The 24,213-nt window shown below is 32.1% G+C and carries 22 protein-coding genes; 9 read left to right on the forward strand and 13 right to left on the reverse strand.

The features are described from left to right. Window positions 1–109: 109 nt before the first annotated feature. The 6 genes from ACZ451_RS02260 to ACZ451_RS02285 all read right to left on the reverse strand — a co-directional run bounded on the left by ACZ451_RS02260 (window position 110) and on the right by ACZ451_RS02285 (window position 5,322). Window positions 110–952: a pseudouridine synthase gene (locus ACZ451_RS02260; RefSeq protein WP_464215461.1), complete on the reverse strand. Its 843-nt coding sequence runs from the start codon at window positions 950–952 to the stop codon at window positions 110–112. A gap of 130 nt (window positions 953–1,082) precedes the next feature. Further along, on the reverse strand, window positions 1,083–1,256 hold the full coding sequence (locus tag ACZ451_RS02265; RefSeq protein WP_464215462.1) for a hypothetical protein: 174 nt from the start codon (window positions 1,254–1,256) through the stop codon (window positions 1,083–1,085). 30 nt (window positions 1,257–1,286) lie between these two features. Further along, the gene (locus tag ACZ451_RS02270) at window positions 1,287–2,237 is read right to left on the reverse strand and encodes a carbon-nitrogen hydrolase family protein (protein WP_464215463.1); all 951 of its coding nucleotides are present in this window, start codon (window positions 2,235–2,237) and stop codon (window positions 1,287–1,289) included. Continuing rightward, window positions 2,238–3,143, reverse strand: a complete 906-nt coding sequence (locus ACZ451_RS02275) for a geranylgeranylglycerol-phosphate geranylgeranyltransferase (RefSeq protein ID WP_464215464.1) — start codon at window positions 3,141–3,143, stop codon at window positions 2,238–2,240. A gap of 10 nt (window positions 3,144–3,153) precedes the next feature. Next, a complete protein-coding gene (locus ACZ451_RS02280; protein WP_464215465.1) occupies window positions 3,154–4,092 on the reverse strand; it encodes a mevalonate kinase family protein in 939 nt (312 codons plus the stop codon). A gap of 147 nt (window positions 4,093–4,239) precedes the next feature. Continuing rightward, window positions 4,240–5,322, reverse strand: coding sequence for a diphosphomevalonate decarboxylase (locus ACZ451_RS02285; protein WP_464215466.1), 1,083 nt, complete (start codon window positions 5,320–5,322; stop codon window positions 4,240–4,242). 97 nt (window positions 5,323–5,419) lie between these two features. On the opposite strand from ACZ451_RS02285, the gene ACZ451_RS02290 reads away from it, so the two are divergent. Continuing rightward, on the forward strand, window positions 5,420–5,893 hold the full coding sequence (locus ACZ451_RS02290; RefSeq protein WP_464215467.1) for a TspO/MBR family protein: 474 nt from the start codon (window positions 5,420–5,422) through the stop codon (window positions 5,891–5,893). Here ACZ451_RS02290 and ACZ451_RS02295 read toward each other — a convergent pair. From ACZ451_RS02295 to ACZ451_RS02310, 4 genes are all read right to left on the reverse strand, one after another. Then, window positions 5,886–6,425: a DUF1697 domain-containing protein gene (locus ACZ451_RS02295; RefSeq protein ID WP_464215468.1), complete on the reverse strand. Its 540-nt coding sequence runs from the start codon at window positions 6,423–6,425 to the stop codon at window positions 5,886–5,888. The genes ACZ451_RS02290 and ACZ451_RS02295 overlap by 8 nt on opposite strands. Before the next feature lie 4 nt (window positions 6,426–6,429). Next, complete coding sequence (locus tag ACZ451_RS02300; protein WP_464215469.1) at window positions 6,430–7,713, reverse strand: BaiN/RdsA family NAD(P)/FAD-dependent oxidoreductase; 1,284 nt, start codon at window positions 7,711–7,713, stop codon at window positions 6,430–6,432. After that, on the reverse strand, window positions 7,713–8,411 hold the full coding sequence (locus ACZ451_RS02305) for a glycerophosphodiester phosphodiesterase (RefSeq protein ID WP_464215470.1): 699 nt from the start codon (window positions 8,409–8,411) through the stop codon (window positions 7,713–7,715). The genes ACZ451_RS02300 and ACZ451_RS02305 overlap by 1 nt, the downstream gene beginning before the upstream one ends. A gap of 91 nt (window positions 8,412–8,502) precedes the next feature. Beyond that, entirely contained in the window at window positions 8,503–9,525 is a 1,023-nt protein-coding gene (locus tag ACZ451_RS02310; RefSeq protein ID WP_464215471.1) for a LacI family DNA-binding transcriptional regulator, read from the reverse strand. 233 nt (window positions 9,526–9,758) lie between these two features. On the opposite strand from ACZ451_RS02310, the gene ACZ451_RS02315 reads away from it, so the two are divergent. After that, a complete protein-coding gene (locus ACZ451_RS02315; protein ID WP_464215472.1) occupies window positions 9,759–11,243 on the forward strand; it encodes a xylulokinase in 1,485 nt (494 codons plus the stop codon). Window positions 11,244–11,259: 16 nt separating this feature from the next. After that, window positions 11,260–12,585, forward strand: a complete 1,326-nt coding sequence (gene xylA / locus ACZ451_RS02320) for a xylose isomerase (protein WP_464215473.1) — start codon at window positions 11,260–11,262, stop codon at window positions 12,583–12,585. A 77-nt stretch (window positions 12,586–12,662) separates the two neighbouring features. Here the strand turns inward: xylA and ACZ451_RS02325 are convergent, their stop codons facing one another. After that, window positions 12,663–14,249 carry a solute:sodium symporter family transporter gene (locus ACZ451_RS02325; RefSeq protein ID WP_464215474.1) on the reverse strand — a complete coding sequence of 529 codons (1,587 nt, stop codon included), beginning with the start codon at window positions 14,247–14,249 and terminating at the stop codon, window positions 12,663–12,665. A gap of 430 nt (window positions 14,250–14,679) precedes the next feature. On the opposite strand from ACZ451_RS02325, the gene ACZ451_RS02330 reads away from it, so the two are divergent. Together ACZ451_RS02330 and ACZ451_RS02335 are read left to right on the forward strand one after the other, a co-directional pair. After that, window positions 14,680–15,453, forward strand: coding sequence for a hypothetical protein (locus tag ACZ451_RS02330; RefSeq protein WP_464215475.1), 774 nt, complete (start codon window positions 14,680–14,682; stop codon window positions 15,451–15,453). A gap of 47 nt (window positions 15,454–15,500) precedes the next feature. Continuing rightward, window positions 15,501–16,517, forward strand: a complete 1,017-nt coding sequence (locus ACZ451_RS02335) for a hypothetical protein (protein WP_464215476.1) — start codon at window positions 15,501–15,503, stop codon at window positions 16,515–16,517. Here the strand turns inward: ACZ451_RS02335 and ACZ451_RS02340 are convergent. Further along, the gene (locus tag ACZ451_RS02340; protein WP_464215477.1) at window positions 16,514–17,068 is read right to left on the reverse strand and encodes a nitroreductase family protein; all 555 of its coding nucleotides are present in this window, start codon (window positions 17,066–17,068) and stop codon (window positions 16,514–16,516) included. The genes ACZ451_RS02335 and ACZ451_RS02340 overlap by 4 nt on opposite strands. A gap of 83 nt (window positions 17,069–17,151) precedes the next feature. Next, the gene (locus tag ACZ451_RS02345) at window positions 17,152–18,039 is read right to left on the reverse strand and encodes a LysR family transcriptional regulator (RefSeq protein WP_464215478.1); all 888 of its coding nucleotides are present in this window, start codon (window positions 18,037–18,039) and stop codon (window positions 17,152–17,154) included. 79 nt (window positions 18,040–18,118) lie between these two features. On the opposite strand from ACZ451_RS02345, the gene hutH reads away from it, so the two are divergent. From hutH to hutG, 4 genes are all read left to right on the forward strand, one after another. Further along, window positions 18,119–19,699 carry a histidine ammonia-lyase gene (gene hutH / locus ACZ451_RS02350; RefSeq protein ID WP_464215480.1) on the forward strand — a complete coding sequence of 527 codons (1,581 nt, stop codon included), beginning with the start codon at window positions 18,119–18,121 and terminating at the stop codon, window positions 19,697–19,699. Between the two features lie 187 nt (window positions 19,700–19,886). After that, window positions 19,887–21,164 (forward strand): imidazolonepropionase, encoded by a 1,278-nt coding sequence (hutI, locus tag ACZ451_RS02355; protein ID WP_464215481.1) that lies wholly within the window; start codon window positions 19,887–19,889, stop codon window positions 21,162–21,164. An 83-nt stretch (window positions 21,165–21,247) separates the two neighbouring features. Continuing rightward, the gene (locus ACZ451_RS02360) at window positions 21,248–23,260 is read left to right on the forward strand and encodes a urocanate hydratase (protein WP_464215482.1); all 2,013 of its coding nucleotides are present in this window, start codon (window positions 21,248–21,250) and stop codon (window positions 23,258–23,260) included. Further along, window positions 23,247–24,206: a formimidoylglutamase gene (hutG, locus tag ACZ451_RS02365; protein WP_464215483.1), complete on the forward strand. Its 960-nt coding sequence runs from the start codon at window positions 23,247–23,249 to the stop codon at window positions 24,204–24,206. Before ACZ451_RS02360 ends, hutG begins: the two co-directional genes overlap by 14 nt. Window positions 24,207–24,213: the final 7 nt, after the last annotated feature.

Here is a 24,213-nt window from a genome sequence, read left to right on the forward strand (position 1 = left end):
TAGCATTACACCATCTTTAATTTTAACCTCAATCTGTATTGAAACTTCGTAATGAAATTAGCATATACCTTAAATACTATTATTTTCTTAAAGAATGTATATTAAAAGTCTATTTAATCATCCCTAAATTAATCACCTCTTGTTCTGTAAGATGTCTCCAATGTCCTCTGGGCAAATCTTTTTTCGTTAATCCTGCATAAACAGCAAGATCTAAGCGTATAATTTCATATTCTAACTCCTCAAAGATACGGGCTACAATATTATTTCTGGTACTATAGATCTCTATCCCTATATGAGTTTTTGGTGCATTTTCTACATAGCTAATGTCTTGTACACGTACCACACTATCGTCTACGGGCAAACCTTCTTGTATTCTTTTTAAGTCAGCACTTTTTAAAGGTTTCGTTAATTCTACTTGATATATTTTACGCAATCCGTTTTTAGGTTGTGTTAGTCTGGTAGAAAGCTCACCATCATTGGTAAACAATAATAAACCAGTTGTAGATTTTGCCATTTTACCTACTGGTAATAATTTGGCTTTTGTAGCTCCAGAAATTAGCCCCATTGCACTACGTCTTCCTCTATCATCTTTTGTAATTACGGTAAAATCTTTAGGCTTATTTAGTAGTATGTATTCTTTTTTAATTGGGTTCAGTAGCCTGCCATCAAATTTAACCTCATCGGTTAACTTTACTTTATAGCCCATTTCTGTAACCGATTTTCCGTTTACTGTTACACTCCCCGCAGCTATAAAAACATCTGCTTCTCTACGGGAACATACTCCAGAATTTGCTACATAACGGTTAAGTCGTAATACATTAGGATCAGAGGGTTTTTGTGGTGTTACCCTTTTTTTTTGAACAGGATTTCCTGTTCTAGAATAGCTTTTTTTTCTAAAGCCACCACCTTGCTTTCCTGATCCTTTACCTTTATTAGCGTCTGACTTAGCCATAATTTAATTTTTTGCAAAGGTAGTAAAGGGATTTGGATGTAGTTGCTTTAAAAACAAAAGAACACATAATTTAAAAGATGAAGTAGTTTAGACTATTTTAAAAAACATAAAATTAAAAATCTAGCATAGTCTATTTAGCTTTTTTTATGTTAAAAAACCCTTTTACCGCAAGTCCGGCACTAGCTATTGAGCCAGCTATACCAACTATCTTGTTTCCAGAAAATATTAGAAATACACCTGCAATAATCCCAATAATTCCAATTACTACAGCCACTTTTGATGTGATTTCTTGGCTTTTATTCATATTACTATTATATATAATTATCTTAACCTCTTAATCGTTAAATTCTACTGTAGATTGCCTTTCCCTATTTACAGTTAATTTGGTAATATCTGGTCTAGAATAATGCCCTACAGCATCAAAATTTTGTCGTTCTTCATATACCCTATTAAAATCTAAAGTATGATAAATTAAACCTTCTTTATGCAAAACGGGTTCTATAAGCCATTCTCCATCTGGTCCTGCAATACAAGAGCCTCCATTTGCTAAAATAGCTGGAGATTTTTCTAGTATTTCATCAAGGTGTGGCGTATTTGCTGGAAAGTCTTCTTTTTTCATTAAAGAGGAGACAGAAATAACAAAACTCCGTGATTCTCTTGCTATAAAACGGGTTATGTCCTTCGTATTATGGTCATTTCCTGGCCATACCGCTATATGTAAGTTTTCTCCCTGACCATATAAGGCTGCTCTGGGCAATGGCATCCAATTTTCCCAACAGTTGAGTCCGCCAACGGTAAATTGTTTTAAAGGATGCACTTTTAATCCATTACCGTCTCCAGGTGCCCAGGTTAAACGTTCATCGTAGGTAGGTTGTAGTTTTCTATGTACGGATTGTATGATACCATCTGCATCTATGTATACTAAAGAAGCATAAATACTATGTCCTCCTCTATCCTTAGCACGCTCCATGATCCCTAAGTATACCGCAATTTTATGCTTTTTTGCTAGTGTACAAATACGTTCTAATTCTCCCGCTTCAATCTGGATAGAATTGCGCACATAATGGGCATGTATTTTTTTATTAACCTCTAAATTCCAAGAGGCACCTTCTGTTAATGCCAACCAAAATGGATACCCTGGTAAAAGTGCCTCTCCAAAAACAATTAGTTCTGTATTCTCTTTGGCAGCCTCTACAATTGATGTTTCAATTTTTAAAATTGTTGCTGCTTTATCTAACCAAACTGGTGCTATTTGTGCTAAAGCAACTTTAAGTAAGTTTTCCATCTATAAAATTCTGTTTAAAACAAGATCTAAATCAATGAGTAGAATACTAAATACACCTACTACTATGATTAATTTTAAAATATTATGGAGCCAAATATAGTGTGTTCTGGTATGCGATTTTGTTAATAAAATTAAAAAAGCAACTAATAAAATAATACTTCCAATAAAGTAAACATACATATAACCGATATCAAAATTAAAGATGAGTAATAATGATGGTATCAAAGTCAATACGATTAAGAATCCTATCAAAATTCTTGAGAAACGCTCCCCGTAGAGTATAGGTATTGTTTTGTATTGCTGCGTAATATCTCCAGCTATATTCTCCAGGTCTTTAATCATTTCTCTAGCTAAAATCAGTAAAAAAAGAAAAATAGCATGTACAAAAATTACCGTTTCAAAATTTTTATAATAGACAAATACCGCAAAAAAAGGAGCTATAGCCAATAATGCTGATATAAAATTACCCACAAAGGGTATTCTTTTTAATTTGTGTGAATAAAACCATATCCCAAAAATATAAGAAGAAAAAAACAATACCGCTTTAAAGGAAACATAACTAGCTAAAAAAGCAGCCATAAAATTTAAAACAAAATAGGTTGTTAATTTTGTCCGTTGACTCACCAGTCTATCTAACATTGTCTTATTAGGCTTATTGATGAAGTCTTTTTCTGCATCGTAAAAATTATTAATGATATAGCCACCTGCAATTACTAAAGCAGAAGCTAATACAATAACAAATAAATTTAGATCAAAAACTACTTTTCCTAAAGATAAGTTAGGTGATAGTATGTATATGGAAGCTAAATATTGCGCTAAAGCTATAATAAGGATATTATAACCTCTTACTACTGAAAAAAGACTCAAAAATTTTAAAAGTATGAGCTTGTTTTTTCTACTAAGCATGTTAAAGGGTTTAGAAGTTATATACTACTTCTAAAGTATGCCCTTCTAAAGATTTTTTAGCTTTATCAATATCTTCTGTAAATCCTAAAATATAACCTCCGCCACCAGAGCCACAAAGCTTAAGGTAATAATCGTTTGTTTCGATTCCTTTTTTCCAAAGCTTATGAAATGCTGCAGGGATCATTGGCTTAAAATTATCTAAAACAACATGAGAAAGTTGTTTTAAATTTCTAAAAAGTGATTTTACATTTCCGCTTACAAAATCTTCTACACAAGCATCAGTATGTTTTATAAACTGATTTTTTAGCATATTACGAAATCCATCATTCTTCATCTGTTCCATAAACAACTGTACCATTGGTGCAGTATCTCCAATAATACCACTATCTAATAAAAAAACAGCTCCTTTACCTTCTGTATTCTGAGATGGAATACTTGTAGATTCTATATGATCTTTTGAGTTAATTAAAATTGGTAAACTTAAATAACTATTTAGTGGATCTAATCCAGAAGATTTTCCATGGAAAAACGATTCCATTTTTCCAAAAATAGTCTTTAATTTTAATAGCTTTTCTCTCGTTAAGTTTTCTAAAACTGTAATCTTATCATGTGCATATTTATCATAAATAGCAGCAACTAAAGCTCCGCTACTCCCTACGCCATAACCTTGTGGGATAGAACTATCAAAATACATTCCTTCCGAAACATCATTTTGTAATAATTCTATATCAAAGCGTACTAGATTAGGCTCTTCGGTAGCCAATTCTGTTAAATATGTAGTAAAAGAGGCTAAATATTGGTTTGATTTTTTTGCTTGGTCTGATAATACCGTATCAGTTTTTAAAGCACCTTTAAAAAAATTATACGGTATAGAAAGTCCTTTAGAATCCTTAATAATTCCATACTCTCCGAAGAGTAAGATTTTTGAATAAAATAGAGGTCCTTTCATCAATAAATTATTACAAATGTAAAATATAATATCAGTAAAGATACGCAACAATACATTAAGGTTTAGTCTTTTTGTAAATTAGTTAAACAAAATGGTAAATTTCCACATAATTATAACGAAAAAAATGTTCATTAATTATGTTGATTTTTATAATTTCTTTGCTCCAAATCCAATCTTATCACAAATATACTGCTGATTTTCGCAAAATACAATTAACTCTTGTTTGATAAATTGATCTATGTCTTTTTTTTCATTTTCAGGGTATAGCACATGAACATTAGCTCCTGCATCTAGGGTAAAACATACATTAGCTCCTGTTTTTTCCCTATAAGCCCATATTTTATTAATAATTTCTAAGGTTTTTGGTTTCATAAGGATAAAATATGGCATACTAGTCATCATCATTGCATGTAGGGTTAATGCCTCACTTTCTACAATCTTAATAAAACCTTTAATATCTCCCTGTTCAAAAATAGATTGTAATTTGGATAAGTTTTCATTTGCTTGTTGAAACCTTTGCGTGGCAAAAGGATGCTCATGCATTAAATTATGACCAACAGTGCTACTTACCTGTTTTTGCCCTTTATCTACTAATAAAATTGTATCATGATAATTTTTAAATATTTGATGTACTTGATAAGGATATTTTATGGCATACAAATCAGAACTTCCATCGGTATCCTTATGATTTCCCCATTGTACAATATCACCTTCTATACTTCTACATGCACTTCCAGAACCTAAACGAGCTAAAAATGATGCTTTTTTAATAAATACTTCTGAGTTGATGTCTGGATACAACTGCTTTTCTATCTCCATAAGGCATAAAGCCAAGGCAGACATACCACTTGCTGAGGATGCAATACCGCTACTATGCGGAAAAGAATTAGTTGTTTCTATTTTAAAATGATAGTCTTTTAAAAAAGGTAAATACGCTTCTATACGAGATAAAAAGGTTTTTATTTTTGGCTTAAAATCTTCTTTAGCTTTTCCTTCAAACCATAAATCAAAAGAAAAATCATTGCTCTTTTTAGTTAATTTTTTATATGAAATACTAGTCGTTGTGGCGCAAGCATCAAGTGTAAAACTAATAGAAGGATTTGCTGGGATTTGATTTTCTTTTTTACCCCAGTATTTTACTAAAGCAATATTACTTGGCGATTTATAAGTTATTTTACCTTCAGTACTATCATTTTTATAAGCTGAAGGAATAAAATCTTTTTCTATCATTAGATTTTCTATTTGTGCAAAGATAGTTTTTAAGTGGTTTTAGTGTAAAAACATTTAGATTAAATGATTATTTTAGTAAAAATGTCAATGAAACGTTTTGAAAAAAAAGCTTTTATATATCACTATATCTATAAGTATTTGTTTGCTTATTGGTTTCTTATCTAGTTTTGCCACACGCAGTTCTATAGACACCTGGTATCCTTCACTTATAAAACCAAGTTTTAACCCTCCAAACGAAGTTTTTGCTCCAGTCTGGACTGTTTTATATGTTATGATGGGCATTGCAGCTGGTTTAGTCTGGTCTAAAGGGTTTCATCATATTTGGGTAAAAACTGCATTATACCATTTTGGATTTCAACTCTTATTTAATGCTTTATGGAGTATTGTATTTTTTGGAATGCAAAAACCATTATGGGCACTTGTTATTATAATTGTGCTACTAATTTTAATTGTATTAACTATAAAATGGTTTAGAATAATTGATAAGAGAGCAGCACTATTGCTTATTCCTTATTTACTATGGGTATCTTTTGCTACAGCATTAAATTATAAAATATGGGAACTTAATTAGCGAGTTGCTCCAATTTTATCATTGTTTTATAATTCCTAGTTGTAGCAGCAACTTTTAGTTTTCTTTCAAAAAAGTTATTATTACATTTTGCATTCCCCATACCGTTAAGACATTCTAAATAAATACATTCATCAGTAATTATAAAACGTTCATTTTTATAAGTTTCATTAGCTAAACTATTTATTAAAACTTCATCTGGTTTCTTTTTTAACAGTACAAAATAGTAATTCTTAAGTTCAATAGTTTCAGCTATATTAAAAGGTGTTTTTACTATAATTTTTTTAAAATCTATTTTAGATTTTACTAAAGTTGGAACTTGAAATCCAAAGGTTTTAAAGATAGCTTCTTCTATTTTCGTTGCTATTTTGCTAATATCTTTTAGATTAGAATCTAAAATAATATTACCAGATTGTATGTATGTTTTGACATTTTTAAAGCCTAATTTTTCTAGCATTAGCTTTAAATCTATCATTTTTATTTTCTTCTGGCCGCTTACATTTATACCTCGTAAAAGTATAATATATTTTTCCATACATTTAATTTTCAGCAGCAATAGCTTGTGCTGCAATATAGCCACCTGTCCATGCGTTTTGGAAATTAAAACCTCCAGTAATAGCATCTATATTTAATACCTCTCCCGCAAAATAGAGATTCGGAATTATTTTACTTTCATAGGTTTTAAAATTCAATTCTGTTAGTTCCACTCCTCCAGCAGTTACAAATTCTTCTTTATAGGTACTTTTACCATCTACCTCTAATATACTTGAAGTTAAATTATCTGCTAAGACTTGCAATTGACTTTTAGAAATATCAGCCCATTTGGTTGTTTCAGAAATGTGAGAAGCTTTTACCAGGTTTATCCATAGTCGCCTCGGAAGCTCTACAGCATTTGTACGAAGGATGGTTTTTTTAGGTTCTACTTCTTTGATTTGCATTAATAATTTTATAATGGCTCCTTCATGATATTCTGGAAGCCAATTTACCTTAATCTTAAACTTATAATTTTCTTCGTTTAATCTTCTTGCGGCCCACGCAGATAATTTTAATATTGCTGGACCACTTAAACCCCAATGTGTAATTAGTAAAGGACCTTCTTCTATTAAAGTATTCTTTTTCTTTACGTTACTTTTTAATTTTATATTAAGTTGTTGCGTTACAAAACCTTTTTTCAATATTTCAATCTTAGCTATAGTACTTATTCCTTGAATACCAGCTATGCGTGCATCTTTGATATTAAACGTAAATAACGAAGGTACTGGTGGTACAATGGTGTGCCCAAGTTTTTCTAACATTTTCCACATTTTTGGACTGCTCCCAGAAGCTACTAACAACTTTTTAGCATAATACTTCTTTCTAATCGTTTCTATCATCCAAGTATTTCCTAAAGCTTCATTTTCAACAATAGCGATATCTACAACAGAACTGTTTTTATATACTGTTACCCCTAAACGGCTTACCTCATTCACAAAAAGATCTATTACTGTTTTTGAAGTATTGCTAGCAGGAAATATACGACCATCTGCTTCTACAGTGAGGTCTACCCCTCTATCTTCAAAAAAGCGCATGGTATCTGCACTATTGTAAGTATTAAATGGACCTCTTAATTCTTTTTCTCCTCTAGGGTAATTCTTAGCTAAATCTTCGGGGATAAACTTTGTATTGGTAACATTACATCTGCCTCCTCCAGAAATCTTTACCTTAGAGAGTACTTCCTTACTCCGTTCTAAAATGGTTATTTTTAGCTTAGGGTTTGCTTCCGCAATATGAATTGCTGCATAGTACCCAGCAGCACCTCCTCCAATAATAATTACATCTCTCATTATTTCAAACGTTCTGGATAGTTGGTAATAATACCGTCTATTCCAAACCGCTTCATTAAATTGATATTTTGGGGGGAATTTACGGTCCAAGCATAAATTTTAAAACCTGCTTGTTTTATTTCTAAATTATTCGCTGCAGTAAGCAATGTAAAATCTGGATTTACAGCTACTGCATCCAATTTTTTAGCTACCGGGATTGCTTGCAAAGGATCTTTTTCTTCGATAAGAACTGCTATTTGCATTTGTTTATCTTTCTCTCTCATTTTTTTTAATTCATTCCAATTAAAACTAGAAATCAAAAATTGATTCAATTTCCATTCTTTATACTTTATGTAGTGATAAATAATTATGCATACCGCTTCTGCTGTATTAGCACCTTTTAATTCTATATTAACAGCTACTTTTCCATTAATTACATCTAATACTTCTGTAAGCAGAGGAATTCTGTGACCACCCGTTACCTCTAGCTTTTTTAATTCTTGCAAGGTATAATTTTCAATCTTTCCGTATCCATTTGTTAATCTATCTACTTCATCATCATGAAAAACAACTATTTCTCCACTTGCAATTCTAAAAACATCTATTTCTATCATGTCTACCGCTAAGGCAAGTGCTTTTTCAATAGATGCTATTGTATTTTCTGTTTCATGCCCCATGGCTCCTCTATGACCAATTATAATTGGTTTTTTTGCTTCCATACAACTAAGTATTTATAGTAATAAAATCTCGCAATGATAATTGAATTTCCTCTTATTTTACTTTTAAATATTAAAAAATACTTGTGATAGGTTAATTGATTGTAGATTCTCTATTGATAATAGTAGGTTCCAGTATTATCGTTTCGTAAGTTTCCTCTTCCTTTTCTAGTTCTATTTTTTCAATAAGTAATTTAGCTGCCGATGCTCCCATTTCTTCTCCATGTTGCGCCACAGAAGTTAATGTAGGATTAGAAAATTTAGATAATACACCATCTGTAAAACCAATAAACGCAATATCTTCTGGCACATTACTCCCCAAATCTTTAACTATACGCATAGCGTGGAGCGCAAATATTTCATTTACACATAAAACTGCATCTAATTTTATATTTGTAAAAAAATCTACTAATTCAGATCCTTCAACACTATTCATATGAGGCATTTTTAATATTAAGTTTTCATCCACTGATATATTGTGCTCCTTTAGTGCATCTAAGTAGCCCTTAGTTCTATTTCTACTAACACTTAAATAATCCCCAGTTGTAATTAAGCCAATTCGTTTTCTGCCATCATTTATCAATTTTTTTACAGCATCTCGGGCTCCTTTTTCGTCATCAACAATAACTTTATCGCAATTTATTTGATCTGTTACCCGATCAAAAAGTACTAATGGTATTCCTTGATCTGTTAATTCTTTAAGATGATTATAGTCGTTTTTTAATTGTGTTTCACTAGATAAAGACAGTATAAAACCGTCTACACTACCATTATCTAATATTTCCATATTAATAACTTCTTTATTAAAAGATTCGTCAGAAACACATAAAATAACATTGTAGCCCTTTGCATTTGCGTATTTCTCAATACCCCTACAAACTGTAGTAAAAAAATAATGCACTATTTCAGGGATGATCACCCCTATATTTTTAGTTCTTTTATTTTTTAAACTTATAGCAATATTATTAGGTTTATAATTATGAACTTTGGCATAAGCTTGTATTTTCTCTTTTGTAGGCATACTAATTTCCTCACTATTTTTTAGCGCTTTAGAAACTGTAGAAATAGAAACCTTTAATTCTCTAGCAATATGTTTTAATGTAATTTTTGACCTCAAATTGTTGGTTTTGATATTACTCTTTTTTAAAATATGAAATTAAGAATTTAAAAATTCATGATTTTAAATAATTAAAATAAACATTTTTAAGGGTTAAAAATAGGTTTTTAATAATAATACTACCAAAAAATACATAATATCATATACTTACGTGATGTAATTACTATCTACTTGCCCTATCGTCATAAAAGTAATATCTTGGAGCCTACATTTATAAATAGTCGTTGAAACTTATGTATTCTATTGGGTATGATATTGGAAGCTCTTCCATTAAAGCAGCATTAATTGAATCTTCAACTGGAAAAAAAATTGCTGTTATTACAGAACCGTCTGTTGAGATGGAAATGAAAGCGATACAAAATGGTTGGGCAGAACAACATCCTGATGACTGGTGGAAACATATTTGCAATGCTACAAAAGCATTATTAAAAGATCATAATATAAGCGCAGACCAGGTAAAAGGGATTGGAATATCCTACCAAATGCATGGATTAGTTGTAGTTGACAAGACAGGAAAACCGCTTCGTGACGCTATCATATGGTGTGATAGCAGAGCTGTAGAAATAGGACAAAAAGCCTTTGACACTATTGGGAACGAAAAATGTGCTACACAATTATTAAATTCTCCAGCAAATTTTACAGCATCAAAATTAAAATGGGTAAAGGACAATGAACCAGCGCTTTATTCAAAAATTGATAAGTTTATGCTCCCTGGAGATTATATTGCGTATAAGCTTAGTAATATCATAAACACTACGATATCTGGACTATCTGAAGGTATTTTTTGGGATTTTAGCGAAAACGATATCGCTACTTGGCTTTTAGACTATTATGGATTAGATCAGCATTTAATTCCTGATATTGTTGCTACTTTTTCACCTCAAAGTAAAGTAGATAAAAAAGGAGCTATTGCATCTGGTTTGGCTGAAGGAACTCCTATATATTACAGAGCAGGAGACCAACCTAATAATGCATTATCATTAAACGTTTTTAATCCTGGTGAAGTTGCTGCCACTGGTGGAACCTCTGGCGTAGTTTATGCCATTACAGAAAGTTTATCGGTTAAAGAGAGCTCTCGTGTTAATAATTTTGCTCATGTAAATTATACAAATAAAGCACCACGAATTGGAAAGTTACTTTGCATCAATGGCGCAGGAATTCAATATAGATGGCTACTAAATAACTTATCTGTAAGCTCTTATGAAGAAATGAATGACTTGGCTGAATCCGTTCCTATTGGTTCAGATGGTGTAACCATACATCCTTTTGGGAATGGTGCTGAACGAATGTTAAACAACAAAACATTAGGGACTCAAATGAGTAATATTAACCTAAACAATCATACCAAAGCACATTTTTGTAGAGCTGCACTAGAAGGAATTGCATTTTCGTTTGTATATGGAATGGAAATTTTAAAGTCAGATGCTATTCAACCAAAAGTAATACGTGCTGGCAATGATAACCTATTTAGAGCCGATATCTTTTCTAATACCGTTGCTACCTTAATAGGACAAGAAATAGAAATTTACAATACCACAGGAGCAATTGGTGCAGCTAGAGCTTGTGAATTATACAAAGGAGATTTTGAATCTTTTGGCAAACAAATAATGGATAATGATTATGTAATGGGTTTTAAGCCTGTTGCAAATAAAAAACCATATGTGATAGCGTATAATAAGTGGAAAAATGAACTTGCACAACTTTTAGAAAACAAATAAACAAACAATACAATACATGGCACTTATAGGAAATAAAGAATATTTTAAAGGAATAGGCGATATAAAATTTGAAGGGAAAGAATCTGATAATCCTTTAGCATTTAAATATTATAACCCAAGCCAAGTGGTTGCTGGAAAAACAATGAGTGAACATTTACGCTTTGCCATTGCTTATTGGCATACCTTCTGTGGACAAGGTGCCGACCCTTTTGGGCCTGGTACGCAGAATTTTCCTTGGGATCAACCCACCAATGCTATTGATGCCGCTAAAGAGAAAGCTGATGCTGCTTTTGAATTTATTACAAAAATGGGCTTTGACTATTTCTGCTTTCACGATTATGATTTAGTGCAAGAAGGTGCTACCCTTGTTGAGTCTGAAAAAAGATTGGCGACTATTACTGATTTTATTAAAGAGAAAAAAGCAGCTTCTGGTGTAAAACTATTATGGGGTACTGCTAATTGTTTCTCCAATCCAAGATATATGAATGGTGCAGCTACTAATCCAGATTTTAATGTTTTAGCAAGAGCGGGCGGACAAATAAAACTGGCCTTAGATGCTACGATTGCTTTAGATGGTGAAAACTATGTTTTTTGGGGTGGTCGTGAAGGTTATATGTCTTTACTGAATACGGATATGAAAAGAGAATTAGACCATATGGGACAGTTCTTAGGGTTGGCAAGAGATTATGCCCGTAGTCAAGGTTTTAAAGGCACTTTCTTTATTGAACCTAAGCCTATGGAACCGATGAAACATCAGTATGATTTTGATGCTGCAACTGTGGTTGGATTCTTAAATCAGTATGGTTTACAAGATGATTTTAAATTAAACTTAGAAGTAAACCATGCTACTTTAGCGAGCCATACCATGCAACACGAAATGGAAGTAGCGGTAGCGCATAATATGCTGGGTAGTATTGATGCCAACCGTGGGGATTATCAGAATGGTTGGGATACAGATCAGTTTCCTAATAATATCCAAGAAGTGACTGAAGCTATGCTGGTATTCTTAAAAGGTGGTGGCTTACAAGGCGGAGGTATTAATTTTGATGCTAAAATTAGAAGAAACTCTACGGATATGGAAGATGTATTCTTAGCACATATTGGTGGTGCAGATACTTTTGCAAGAGCCTTATTAACTGCTGATAAAATTATTAATTCTTCTTCTTATGATGCGCTACGCACTAAACGTTACAGTTCTTTTGATACAGGGAAAGGAAAAGATTTTGAAAATGGAAAACTAGATTTTAAAGCTTTATACGAAATTGCCTTAGAAAACGGAGAATTAGAATTGCAAAGCGGTAAACAAGAATTGTTCGAGAATATAATCAATCAGTATATTTAGAAACTGATTTCAAGGGATAAAAAAATCCAGTGCTAATACACTGGATTTTTTGTTTTAGTTATTTTCTATACTATTTATTAACTAAAAATAAAATAAGTACTTAATACTACAATACAAATAGCAATTCCTACGGGTTTTACATATTTCCAAGGGGTTACATCTACTTGTTTTGTGTATTCTTGAATATAATCAGTTTCTCTAGGCTGCATTTTACCAATTGCTAACATAATAAGTATGGTTAGCACAAAAGTAATTGCTTGCACATGTAAGAAATGTGGTAAATCCATCTCTAAACCTTTAGATAATACAACATAAGTTACATAAAAAAGAAAAGAGAAAATAATACCAGCTTTAGCTGCTTTAGCAGGCACACGCTTTGTTAAGAAACCAACAACAATAACTGTTAAAATAGGAATACTATATGCACCATTAACAGTTTGTAAGTAGCCAAATAACCCATCAGTAGCATAATACAAAAATGGAGCTACAAACATAGAAAAGATGGCCAGTATAATACCAAACTTTTTACCTACAGAAACTACTTTTCTTTCTTCCGCTTCTTTATTGATGAATTGCTTATAAATATCTACCCCAAATAAGGTTACACAACTATTTAATGCCGAATTAAAGGAACTTAAAATAGCTCCAAACATTACAGCTGCAAAAAAGCCTACTAATGGCGTTGGTAATACTTCTGCTACTAATCTAGGATAAGCAATATCATTATTTGCTAAAACTTCACCGCCCCATTTATGGTACGCAATAATACCAGGTAGTACTACAATAATTGGCCCTAATATTTTAATAAAAGCCGCAAGTGATAATCCTTTCTGACCTTCTGCTAAATTCTTAGCTCCTAAGGCACGTTGTATAATTTGCTGGTTGGTACCCCAATAGAATAATTGCACTAACATCATCCCTGTAAAAATAGTTGCAAAGGGTATTGATGATGTTTCTGATCCTATAGCATTCAGTTTTTCAGGATATTCTGATGTTAACTTTGATAATCCACCTAAAACACTATGATCATCACTAATAGCTATTAAACCAAAAACAGGAATTAAAAGACCTCCAATTAATAAACCAATAGCATTTATACTATCGGATACTGCTACGGCTTTTAACCCCCCAAAAATGGCATAAATTCCTCCAATAATTCCAATACTCCATACACACAACCATACAGATTGCCACTCAGTTATTCCTAACAGTTCAGGAAGATTAAACATTCCGCTTATTCCTAAAGAACCAGAATACAATACAATAGGTAATAAAACAATAGCATATCCTGATAAAAACAAGCCAGAAGTTAAGGCCTTTGTTGTGGTATCAAAACGACGCTCTAAATATGTAGGAATGGTAGAAATACCGCCTTTTAAATATTTTGGCAATAGAAATACAGCAGTTATGACCATAGCTATTGCAGCCAAAGTTTCCCAAGCCATTACCAAAATACCATCGGCATAAGCACTACCATTTAATCCAACAATTTGCTCTGTAGAAAGATTGGTTAATAACAATGAGCCCGCTATAACACCCGCAGTAAGGCTACGACCTCCTAAGAAATAACCTTCAGATGAGTTTTCATTGGTTTTTCTGGTTGCCATATAAGCAATAACAGCTACTAATAAAGTAAAGCCGACAAAAGAAATAATTCCTAACATTTTTAATTTAATTTAGTTTTAGATATAAAGTTCTCGTCTAATATATTATTTTATTTAAGAAAACACTGTAAGGGATTGCTCATTATATACCATTAATGGTATATTTTAAAGAAAAATAATCATTATGTTAGGTTTTATGGAGTTATAAACTAAATATTCTCATTAATAAAGCATCTACAATAAGAATATAAATTTTAAAACATATATTAGCTTTAGGTATCATATTTTATATCATTACACGTACTTTTTTGAAATATTATTTTTCAAAAAAAATATAAAATAGTAAGTCTAAAAATATACTCCTTACATTAAAAAACAAATAGAAAAAGTGGTTATCATAAAATACATAGGCATTAGAGTTATTTCCCTAGCATGTATTTTGTTCCTCCTTAATTGTGCTAACCATGGCAAATTAAAATTTGAAGCTAAATTGCCAAAACAATTAAATGAGAATTCGGGTCTAGCCTATTTTAATGATAACACATTATTTTTTATAGAAGATCATGGAAATGGAAATGTGATATTCAAAACCGATATAAAAGGTAATATTGGTGCTAAGTTAAAAGTTATAAATGCTAAAAACAAAGATTGGGAAGATATAACGAAAGATGAAAATAACAATCTATTTATTGCAGATTTTGGTAATAATAAAAATGATAGAAAAGATTTAGTCATCTACAAAATATTAAATTCTGAATTAAAAAAAGAAGATAAAGTAATCGCCGAAAAAATACATTTCTCTTATCCACAGCAAAAAAAATTCCCTCCAAAAAAGAATGCACTATTATACGATGCTGAAGCTATTTTTTACCATATGGGTTTTCTTTATATCATAACAAAAAATAGAACAATACCTTTTAATGGAAAAACGCTTGTATATGAAATTCCTGCAAAAAAAGGTTCTCATATAGCCAGATTAGCAGGAGAATTTACCACTTGTTCAAAAGGAAACAGCTGTAAAATAACAGCTGCTAGCATTTCTCCTGACACCAGAAAAGTATGCTTATTAAGTTGTGGTGTGCTTTGGATATTTACAGATTTTAGTAGTGTACGTAATTTTACAGATGGTAAATTAACCACTATTGATTTAGGTATTAGAACACAGTTAGAATCTATTGTTTTTAAAGACAATAATATGCTATTACTTTCTGATGAAAAACAAGCTAATACAGGAGGTAATTTGTACTCTTTTACCTTGGATTAGTTTCTGTTTTTTGTTATCTTAACTACTTGTTTAAAACAAGTAACAATATGAAAACAAATCATAAAATTGACACTAGATTTTTAATTTATGGGACACCATTACTTATACTCTTATGTAGTGTTTCGATTGCTCTAAGCTCGTTAATGGAACAATATCCTAAGCTGGCAATTGGTATTACTTATGATCTTACATTAACCGCTCCATTTGTTTATTTTTTATTGATACGGAAAAAAGAAATTTCTAAATTAACAATAGTTCCATTATTTATAATTGGAATTCTTTTAGCTAACTATTTAATTCCTAACACACAACAATACCATTTAAGTCTTATTAAAACATACCTTTTTCCCGTTGTAGAATTAACAGTTATTAGTATCATTTTTCTTAAAATAAGAGCTACTCTAAAAGTTTTTAAAAAGAATGCAGAAGTACATACAGATTATCTTTTAATTATTAAAGAAACTGTAAAAGACATTATAAAAAATCCTAAAATTGCAAAACTACTTTCTTCTGAATTAACGATGTTTTATTATAGCTTCTTTTTGTGGAAGAAACCTAAAGAGAATAAAACTGCATTCTCTCTATATAAAGACAGTGGTATTATCTCTTTATTGGCTGGTTTTGCGCTTATAATTTGTATAGAAACATTTGTTTTGCATATACTAGTCGCTAAATGGAATCATTATATCGCATGGGTACTTACAATAAGTAGCATATACTTTGGTATTCAAGTATTTTCGCATATAAAAGCTTTAATTTTTAGACCTACACGCATTACTGATCACGCACTACATCTTAAGTATGGGATTTTAGCGGACATGTCTATTAACCTAGCGGATATAAAAAAGGTGACCTTGTGCACAAGTAACCTTGAAGATTCGGAATTAAAAGTAGGCAAATTAAGCCCTCTAAAAGATTTAGAAAGTCATAATATTGCTATTTATTTTAATAAAAAACAGACTATAGAAAAGGTATATGGTACTACAGAAGAATGTGATGTTATTTTGGTTTCAGTAGACAATAAAAATGAGTTTATTGATATGCTAAATGATAGAATTCTCTAATCCATCCAAATTGTTTTATCAGCAATAGGCTGTCGGATACCCTCAGGAATTTCACTATCGTAATAACCCATATAGAAGAATCCTAAACATTTTTCGCCTTCTTGTAAATTAAAAAAATCACCTGTATATTTTATAAGCTCTGGTGAACTCCAATAACAGCCTATTCCCATTTCCGTACAACAAAGCCACATATTTTGTACAGCCATAGCAACCGCTGCTATCTCTTCCCATTCTGGAATACTTTCAGCATCATCTCTTTGCATACAAATAGCAATAACCGCACCTGATTTTGTTGGATTTTCTAATATTTTTTTTGCTTTTATTTGCTTGGGCTTTGGCGTAATATCTATATAAGTATTCATTAAAAATTCGCCTAATTTTGTTTGCGAAACACCATGCATTACCTTAAAACGCCAGGGTTCTGTTTTTCTATGATTAGGAGCCCAATTTGCCGCCTCTAGTATCTTTTCAATAGTGTCTTTAGCTATTGGTTTATTTATATATTGTGCAGGGAAGATAGAGCGTCTATTTTTTATTAAATCAAAAATCATTTATTTAGCTATTTAATGAAGTAAAAATACACTTTTGATTTTTCTAAACCAATTAAGAAACTTAGACTGAAATACAAAACATATTAAACACTAAATAATAAATTGATACAGTTCTTTAAAACAGGGTTTGGATTGTCTTTTTTCCAAATAACACTTAATACAGCTCTTTGTTTAATATGCTTTAATGGGATAAATTTTAAGCGCATCTGAAAACCAAATTGTAATGAGGTAGGAACAATAGCCACGCCAAGGTTATTTTCTACTAACTTAAAAATAGTATGCGCATGTACAGATTTATGTGATATTTTAGGTGAAAAACCAGCATCTGAACAAATACTAGAAATAATATCATAATAAAAAGGGCTATACTCTTTACTGAATAAAATAAAGTTATCGTCTTTAAACTGATGTATTCCTTCAAATTCTCTGGTTAACATAGGGTAACTCTCTGGTAAAACCAAAGAAAAAGTATCTTCAAAAACAGTCTGCATTTGCAACTCATTAGGCACTCTTTCTAATCTAACAAAACCAATATCTAAATCGTCTTTTAAAATAGCATCTACTTGAGAAAAATTAGGTCTTTCTTGTAATGAGGTTCTTATTTTTGGATAGGTATCTTTTAGTTTTACTAATAAAGAGGGTATGACTTCTTGCATAGCAGATCCTAAAAATCCAATTCTAATTTCTCCGGTATCCCCATCTCCAATAAGTTGAATTTCTCTTTTAGCATCATTTATTTCTTTAAACCATTTTTCAACTTTATCTTTTAAATAATGTCCTGCTGGTGTTAGAGAAACTTTCTTTTTGTCCCTAAAAAACAGATCAGTTTCAAGAATTCCTTCCATTTGTTTTATCTGTCTACTCAATCCTGGTTGGGAAATAAATAATTTTTCCGCTGCTTTTCTATAATGCAATTCTTCTGCCACAGCTAAAAAATAATTAAAATGACGTAATTCTAATTGATAACTCATAGTTATTAATTGATGATATAAATAGTATTGGCATGCATTAAAATTACACAATAACTTTAAGATTTAAAAATAAAACCATATGATCTCGGTTCCAGAACATTTTAATTATGGAGAAGATTGGCTTACAGTTAGTATAGCTATTGCAATTGCCGAAGGAAAAACGAAAGGTCAATTAACATCTAATACACGAAAAAAAATACAAACTAGTTCTAAGGTTGTTCAGCATATCGTTGAAGAAAACCTTCCTGTTTATGGAATCAATACAGGGTTTGGTCCTTTATGCACCACTAAAATATCTAAAGAAGAAACCAAAATACTACAAAATAACATCTTAAAAAGTCATAGCGTAGGGGTAGGTAAGTCTATAGACAAAACCATTGCTAAACTTATGATGATTCTTAAAGTTCAATCGCTAGCCAAAGGCTATTCGGGTATTGCAGAAAGCACTTTAGATCGTATTATATGGCATATAGAAAATGATAGTATTCCAATAGTCCCATCTCAAGGTTCTGTTGGCGCATCAGGAGATTTAGCACCATTATCACATTTATTCTTACCACTAATAGGACTTGGCAAGGTACAGCATAAAAATAAAATAGTTAAAACTGCTCAGGTATTACAGAAAGAAGGTTTAGAACCTTTAACACTAAAAGCTAAAGAAGGTTTAGCACTTATTAATGGAACGCAGTTTATAGCCGCACACGCTGTGCAAATAATAGAGAAACTCTATAATTGTTTATCTCAAGCAGATATTATTGGAGCTATGATGATTGAGGGGCTTCAAGGTTCTGTAAAACCCTTTTATAATGAATTGCATAGGTTACGCCCTTTTAAAGGAAATATACATGTAGCAAAAAGAGTGAAAAAACTTTTGAAAGGTTCTGAAATTATGAAAGACCATATTGATTGTGAACGTGTGCAAGACCCATATTCATTACGCTGCATTCCACAAGTACATGGCGCCTCTAGAAATGCATGGTTACATTTAAAAGAACTAACAGAAACCGAGTTAAATTCTGTTACAGACAACCCCGTTATTATAAATGATACACTTACCATTAGTGGGGGCAGTTTTCATGGACAACCATTAGCTATGGCTCTAGATTATACTTGTTTAGCTGCTTCGGAAATTGGTAATATTTCTGATAGACGTATTTATTTTGCCTTAGAAGGAAATAGTTCTGGGGTGCCTAAACTTTTAATGGAAGATACGGGTATTAACTCTGGTTACATGATTTTGCAATATACAACTGCTGCATTAGCCAGTGAAAATAAAGGATTATGTTTTCCTTCTAGTGCAGATAGCATACCTACTTCATTAGGACAAGAAGACCATGTAAGTATGGGGTCTATAGGAGCTAGGAAAGCATTGCAAGTTATTGGAAATGTAGAAAAGATTTTGGCTATAGAATTACTAACCGCTGCACAAGCTTTTGAATTTAGAAAGCCTATGAAATCTGGTATTTTCTTAAATGAAATTCATAAAGCCGTTCGTAAAAAAGTAGCATTTGCAGATAAGGATAGGGTTTTTGCTAACGATATTGAAATTGGTATTAAAATAATTAAAGACAATTTAATTAGTAAAGTTATTCAGAAAGTTCAAAAAAAAGAAAAAATCTCCTTAAAAACCAAATATTCAAAAGAATTTGAAACCTATTAAAATAAATAATAAACTCATTTAGACTTTTAGGATTGAGGCGAAAATTTGAGATTTTTTGCTCTTTCAATAGTTTTTTAAGTTGCATTGCAGAGCTACGGAAGGCAAAAAACGAAGAAAGAGTGAAAAAGATAATTTTTTTAGCTAATTAAAAAAGCTTAAATGTGTTCAATGCATAAAAAACAATATGATGGTAAATTACAAACTTATAGGACCTTTTAAGCAACTGATTCCAATGACCAATTTACCTTTAAAGGGAAGTTTAACAGATAATGCATTAGTAGTTATAGAAAATTCTGGGATTTTAATAGCGGATAAAAAAATTGATGAGATTGGCACCTATGATCAATTAGTATTGGAAGCAAAAACAAAAAATGCTGAAATTATTCTTCTAAAAGGCGATTATGTTGGTTTGCCTGGTTTTATAGATGCTCATACTCATATTTGTTATAGTGGAAGTAGAGCAAATGATTATGCTATGCGCAATGCTGGTAAAACCTATTTAGAGATTGCAAAAACAGGAGGTGGTATTTGGGATACCGTAACCAAAACTAGAAAAACAAGTAAAGAAGTACTTATAAAAGAAACTTTAAAAAGAGCCAATAGGCACCTTAAAAATGGAACCACTACTATTGAAGTTAAAAGTGGTTATGGACTTTCTATTGCTGAAGAATTAAAAATGCTTCGTGTTATTAAAGAAGTAGCTGCGATTGCAGTACCAGATATTATCCCTACTTGTCTTGCTGCACATATGTTACCAAAAGATTTTGAGGGTACAGCTGAAGACTACCTTAACGAAATAAGTAGTATTCTTTTTCCACTACTCAAACAAGAAAAACTTACCAATCGTATCGATGCTTTTATAGAAGATAGTGCTTTTTCAGCAACGCAAATTGTCCCCTATTTTAAAAAGGCGAAAGCGATGGGTTTTGATATTACGGTTCATGCAGATCAGTTTACTACTAATGGGAGCAAAGTAGCTCTAGATTTTGAAGCGATCAGCGCAGATCATTTAGAAGCAAGCACACAAAAAGAAATTAATTTATTAGCAAACAGTACTGTAATTTCAATCGCTTTGCCTGGGGCCTCACTTGGTTTAGGGCTTAATTTTACTCCTGCGAGGAAAATTTTAGATGCTGGAGGTACATTGGCAATTGCCAGTGATCACAATCCTGGTTCTGCACCTATGGGCGATCTTTTAACACAAGCGGCTATTTTAGGAGCTTCCCAAAAACTAAGCAATGCTGAAGTTTTAGCAGGAATTACATGTAGAGCAGCAGCAGCTTTAAATTTAAAAGATAGAGGAGCACTTGCAAAAGGCTTTTTAGCAGATTTAACTATTTTCCATACCCATCATTACAATGAAATTTTATACAACCAAGGTAACCTTAAACCTTGTATGGTGTATAAAAAAGGAGAACAAGTTTACAACAAACATAATCCCCCTAACCTCAAAAAGGGGAACTAAATTGTTATGAATAAAAAAGTACAACGCATTTAACAAAACAAAGCATACACTCTGTACTTAGTACTTAATACTCTTAATAAAAAATGAATTTTAAGCAACAAATACTTCAAGGAATTCCAGACAAAATACCTCCTCCAAGGGCTTATTGCTTAAACAGCAATCATGCCCCTAAAAGAAAAGCGATTCTTACTATAGACGAAAAGGTGCTTGCCATACAAAATGCATTACGCTATTTTCCAAAAAAATGGCACCTTATACTTTCTAAAGAATTTGCATTTGAATTGGAAGAATATGGGCGTATTTACATGTACCGATTTAAACCAGGCTATAAAATGTACGCACGTGCTATTTCTAAATATCCAGCAAAAACTACCCAAGCAGCTGCTATTATGCTAATGATACAAAATAATTTAGATCCAGCTGTAGCGCAACATCCTGAAGAATTAATTACTTATGGGGGTAATGGAGCAGTATTTCAAAATTGGGCGCAATACTTGCTTACTATGAAATTCCTAGCAGAAATGACCCATAAGCAAACCTTGCATATGTATTCTGGTCACCCAATGGGTTTATTTCCATCATCAAAAAATGCACCTAGAGTTGTAGTTACTAATGGGATGATGATTCCAAACTATTCCAAACCAGATGATTGGGAAAAATACAATGCATTAGGCGTAACCCAATACGGGCAGATGACAGCAGGTTCATACATGTATATTGGTCCGCAAGGAATTGTACATGGTACAGCTATTACCGTAATGAATGCTTTTAGAAAAGTATTACTGAAAAATGAAAATCCTAATGGAAAAATCTTTTTAACTGCTGGACTCGGTGGTATGAGCGGCGCACAGCCTAAAGCAGGAAATATTACTGGTTGTATTACGATTTGTGCAGAAGTAAATGCAGCTGCAGCTACAAAAAGACATCAACAAGGTTGGGTAGATCTATTGATAGACAAGTTAGATGATTTGGTTATTAGGGTAAAGGAAGCACAACATAAAAATGAAGTAGTTTCTATAGCATATATAGGCAACGTAGTAACTGTTTGGGAGCGATTTTATGACGAGCATATTTTTGTTTATTTAGGGTCAGATCAAACCTCGTTACATAACCCTTGGGCTGGCGGGTATTACCCTGTTAATTTATCTTTTGAAGCCGCTAATATCCTAATGAGTACAGATCCAGCTACTTTTAAAGAAAAAGTACAGGCTTCCTTAAAAAGGCATGCTGCAGCAATTCATAAACACACCGCAAAAGGCACTTATTTCTTTGATTATGGCAATGCGTTTTTATTAGAAGCTTCTCGTGCTGGTGCAGCAGTTATGGCAAAAAACAACATTGATTTTAAATACCCCTCTTATGTACAAGACATTTTGGGACCTATGTGTTTCGATTATGGTTTTGGTCCTTTTAGATGGGTTTGCACCTCTGGAAAAGCAAAAGATCTTAAAAAGACTGACCAGATCGCTTTAAAAGTTATGCAAAAAATTAAAAAAACTGCTCCAGAAGAAATTCAACAGCAAATGCAAGATAATATTACTTGGATTAAAGAAGCTCATAACAACAAACTTGTAGTAGGCTCGCAAGCTAGAATTTTATATGCAGATGCAGAAGGTAGGGCAAAAATTGCCTTAGCATTTAACAAAGCACTAAAAACAGGTAAAATTTCTGCTCCAATTGTTTTAGGAAGAGATCATCATGATGTTAGTGGTACCGATTCTCCTTACCGAGAAACAAGCAATATTTATGATGGCAGCAAATTTACCGCAGATATGGCCATCCATAATGTTATAGGAGATAGTTTTAGAGGTGCAACTTGGGTTTCTATCCATAATGGTGGCGGTGTAGGCTGGGGAGAAGTTATCAATGGTGGCTTTGGAATGGTTTTAGATGGATCAAAAGCTGCTGCAAAACGCCTTAAAAACATGCTCTTTTATGATGTAAATAATGGGATATCTAGAAGGAGTTGGGCGAGAAACAAAGAAGCTTTATTTGCAATACAAAGAGAAATGAAGCGCTCCGCTACATTAAAAATAACCATACCACATATGGTAGACGAAAAAATTTTAAAAGCACTTTATAATGAAAACATATAAAAAACCAAATCTAGATTTATGGAGGGGTAGAAACTCTGGTCAAGAATTGTATTTGCATGAAAAAGTAAAAGGGATAGATCTCGAAAATGAGGAAATTCATATGCATAAAAATAAAATAGCATTATTAGGCTATGCTTGTGATGAAGGAGTACGAAGAAACCAAGGAAGGATTGGTGCAGTTGATGGTCCCGATGCGATTAAAACACAACTTGCAAAAATGCCTAACCATTTAGAAGTCAATACCCAATTGTCTGATGTGGGTACAATACTATGCTTAGAAGGCAATATGGAAATTGCACAAGCAAACTTATCTAAAAAAGTAGCTTTATTATTAAACCAAAATGCGTTACCAATACTTTTAGGTGGTGGTCATGATATTGCTTATGCACATTATAAGGGGATTAAAAGCCACATCAACACGAATAAATCAATTGGAATTATAAATTTTGATGCGCATTTTGACTTACGTTTTAATGATAACAATAATACTTCTGGAACACCTTTTTACCAGATTGCACAAGATTGTAAAAATAATAACACCCCATTTCATTACCTCTGCTTAGGGATTCGAAAAGAGGCTAATGATCGTATTTTATTTGAAACTGCGAAAGAATATAAGGTACAATTTATAACGAATGACTATTTTAATCTGTTACATTTAAAAAAAGTAACAAATATATTAAACAGCTTTTTAAAGACGGTAGATTATGCTTATGTTACTATAGATCTGGATGGTTTTTCTGCTGCATACGCACCTGGTGTTAGCGCTGCTTCACCTATGGGATTTGCACCAGATATTGTTTTAGCCTGTTTAAAAATTATTCTAGATACTAAAAAATTGGTCAGTTTAGACATTGCTGAGATGAATCCTAAATATGATATTGATGCGCAAACAGCAAAACTAGGAGCTTCTGTAGTACATTTTGTAATGCATTACAACAATTAAATTTAAC

The organism is Allocellulophaga tsushimaensis (genome assembly GCF_055383085.1).

Coding starts and splice junctions, on each gene's coding strand:
- hutI (WP_464215481.1), top strand. CDS start 19,887: ATGGTAAATTACAAACTTATAGGACCTTTTAAGCAACTGATTCCAATG.
- ACZ451_RS02260 (WP_464215461.1), bottom strand. CDS start 952: ATGGCTAAGTCAGACGCTAATAAAGGTAAAGGATCAGGAAAGCAAGGT.
- ACZ451_RS02305 (WP_464215470.1), bottom strand. CDS start 8,411: ATGGAAGCAAAAAAACCAATTATAATTGGTCATAGAGGAGCCATGGGG.
- ACZ451_RS02345 (WP_464215478.1), bottom strand. CDS start 18,039: ATGAGTTATCAATTAGAATTACGTCATTTTAATTATTTTTTAGCTGTG.
- hutH (WP_464215480.1), top strand. CDS start 18,119: ATGATCTCGGTTCCAGAACATTTTAATTATGGAGAAGATTGGCTTACA.
- ACZ451_RS02315 (WP_464215472.1), top strand. CDS start 9,759: ATGTATTCTATTGGGTATGATATTGGAAGCTCTTCCATTAAAGCAGCA.
- ACZ451_RS02270 (WP_464215463.1), bottom strand. CDS start 2,237: ATGGAAAACTTACTTAAAGTTGCTTTAGCACAAATAGCACCAGTTTGG.
- xylA (WP_464215473.1), top strand. CDS start 11,260: ATGGCACTTATAGGAAATAAAGAATATTTTAAAGGAATAGGCGATATA.
- ACZ451_RS02295 (WP_464215468.1), bottom strand. CDS start 6,425: ATGGAAAAATATATTATACTTTTACGAGGTATAAATGTAAGCGGCCAG.
- ACZ451_RS02285 (WP_464215466.1), bottom strand. CDS start 5,322: ATGATAGAAAAAGATTTTATTCCTTCAGCTTATAAAAATGATAGTACT.
- ACZ451_RS02335 (WP_464215476.1), top strand. CDS start 15,501: ATGAAAACAAATCATAAAATTGACACTAGATTTTTAATTTATGGGACA.
- ACZ451_RS02340 (WP_464215477.1), bottom strand. CDS start 17,068: ATGATTTTTGATTTAATAAAAAATAGACGCTCTATCTTCCCTGCACAA.
- ACZ451_RS02300 (WP_464215469.1), bottom strand. CDS start 7,713: ATGAGAGATGTAATTATTATTGGAGGAGGTGCTGCTGGGTACTATGCA.
- ACZ451_RS02325 (WP_464215474.1), bottom strand. CDS start 14,249: ATGTTAGGAATTATTTCTTTTGTCGGCTTTACTTTATTAGTAGCTGTT.
- ACZ451_RS02265 (WP_464215462.1), bottom strand. CDS start 1,256: ATGAATAAAAGCCAAGAAATCACATCAAAAGTGGCTGTAGTAATTGGA.
- hutG (WP_464215483.1), top strand. CDS start 23,247: ATGAAAACATATAAAAAACCAAATCTAGATTTATGGAGGGGTAGAAAC.
- ACZ451_RS02360 (WP_464215482.1), top strand. CDS start 21,248: ATGAATTTTAAGCAACAAATACTTCAAGGAATTCCAGACAAAATACCT.
- ACZ451_RS02275 (WP_464215464.1), bottom strand. CDS start 3,143: ATGCTTAGTAGAAAAAACAAGCTCATACTTTTAAAATTTTTGAGTCTT.
- ACZ451_RS02280 (WP_464215465.1), bottom strand. CDS start 4,092: ATGAAAGGACCTCTATTTTATTCAAAAATCTTACTCTTCGGAGAGTAT.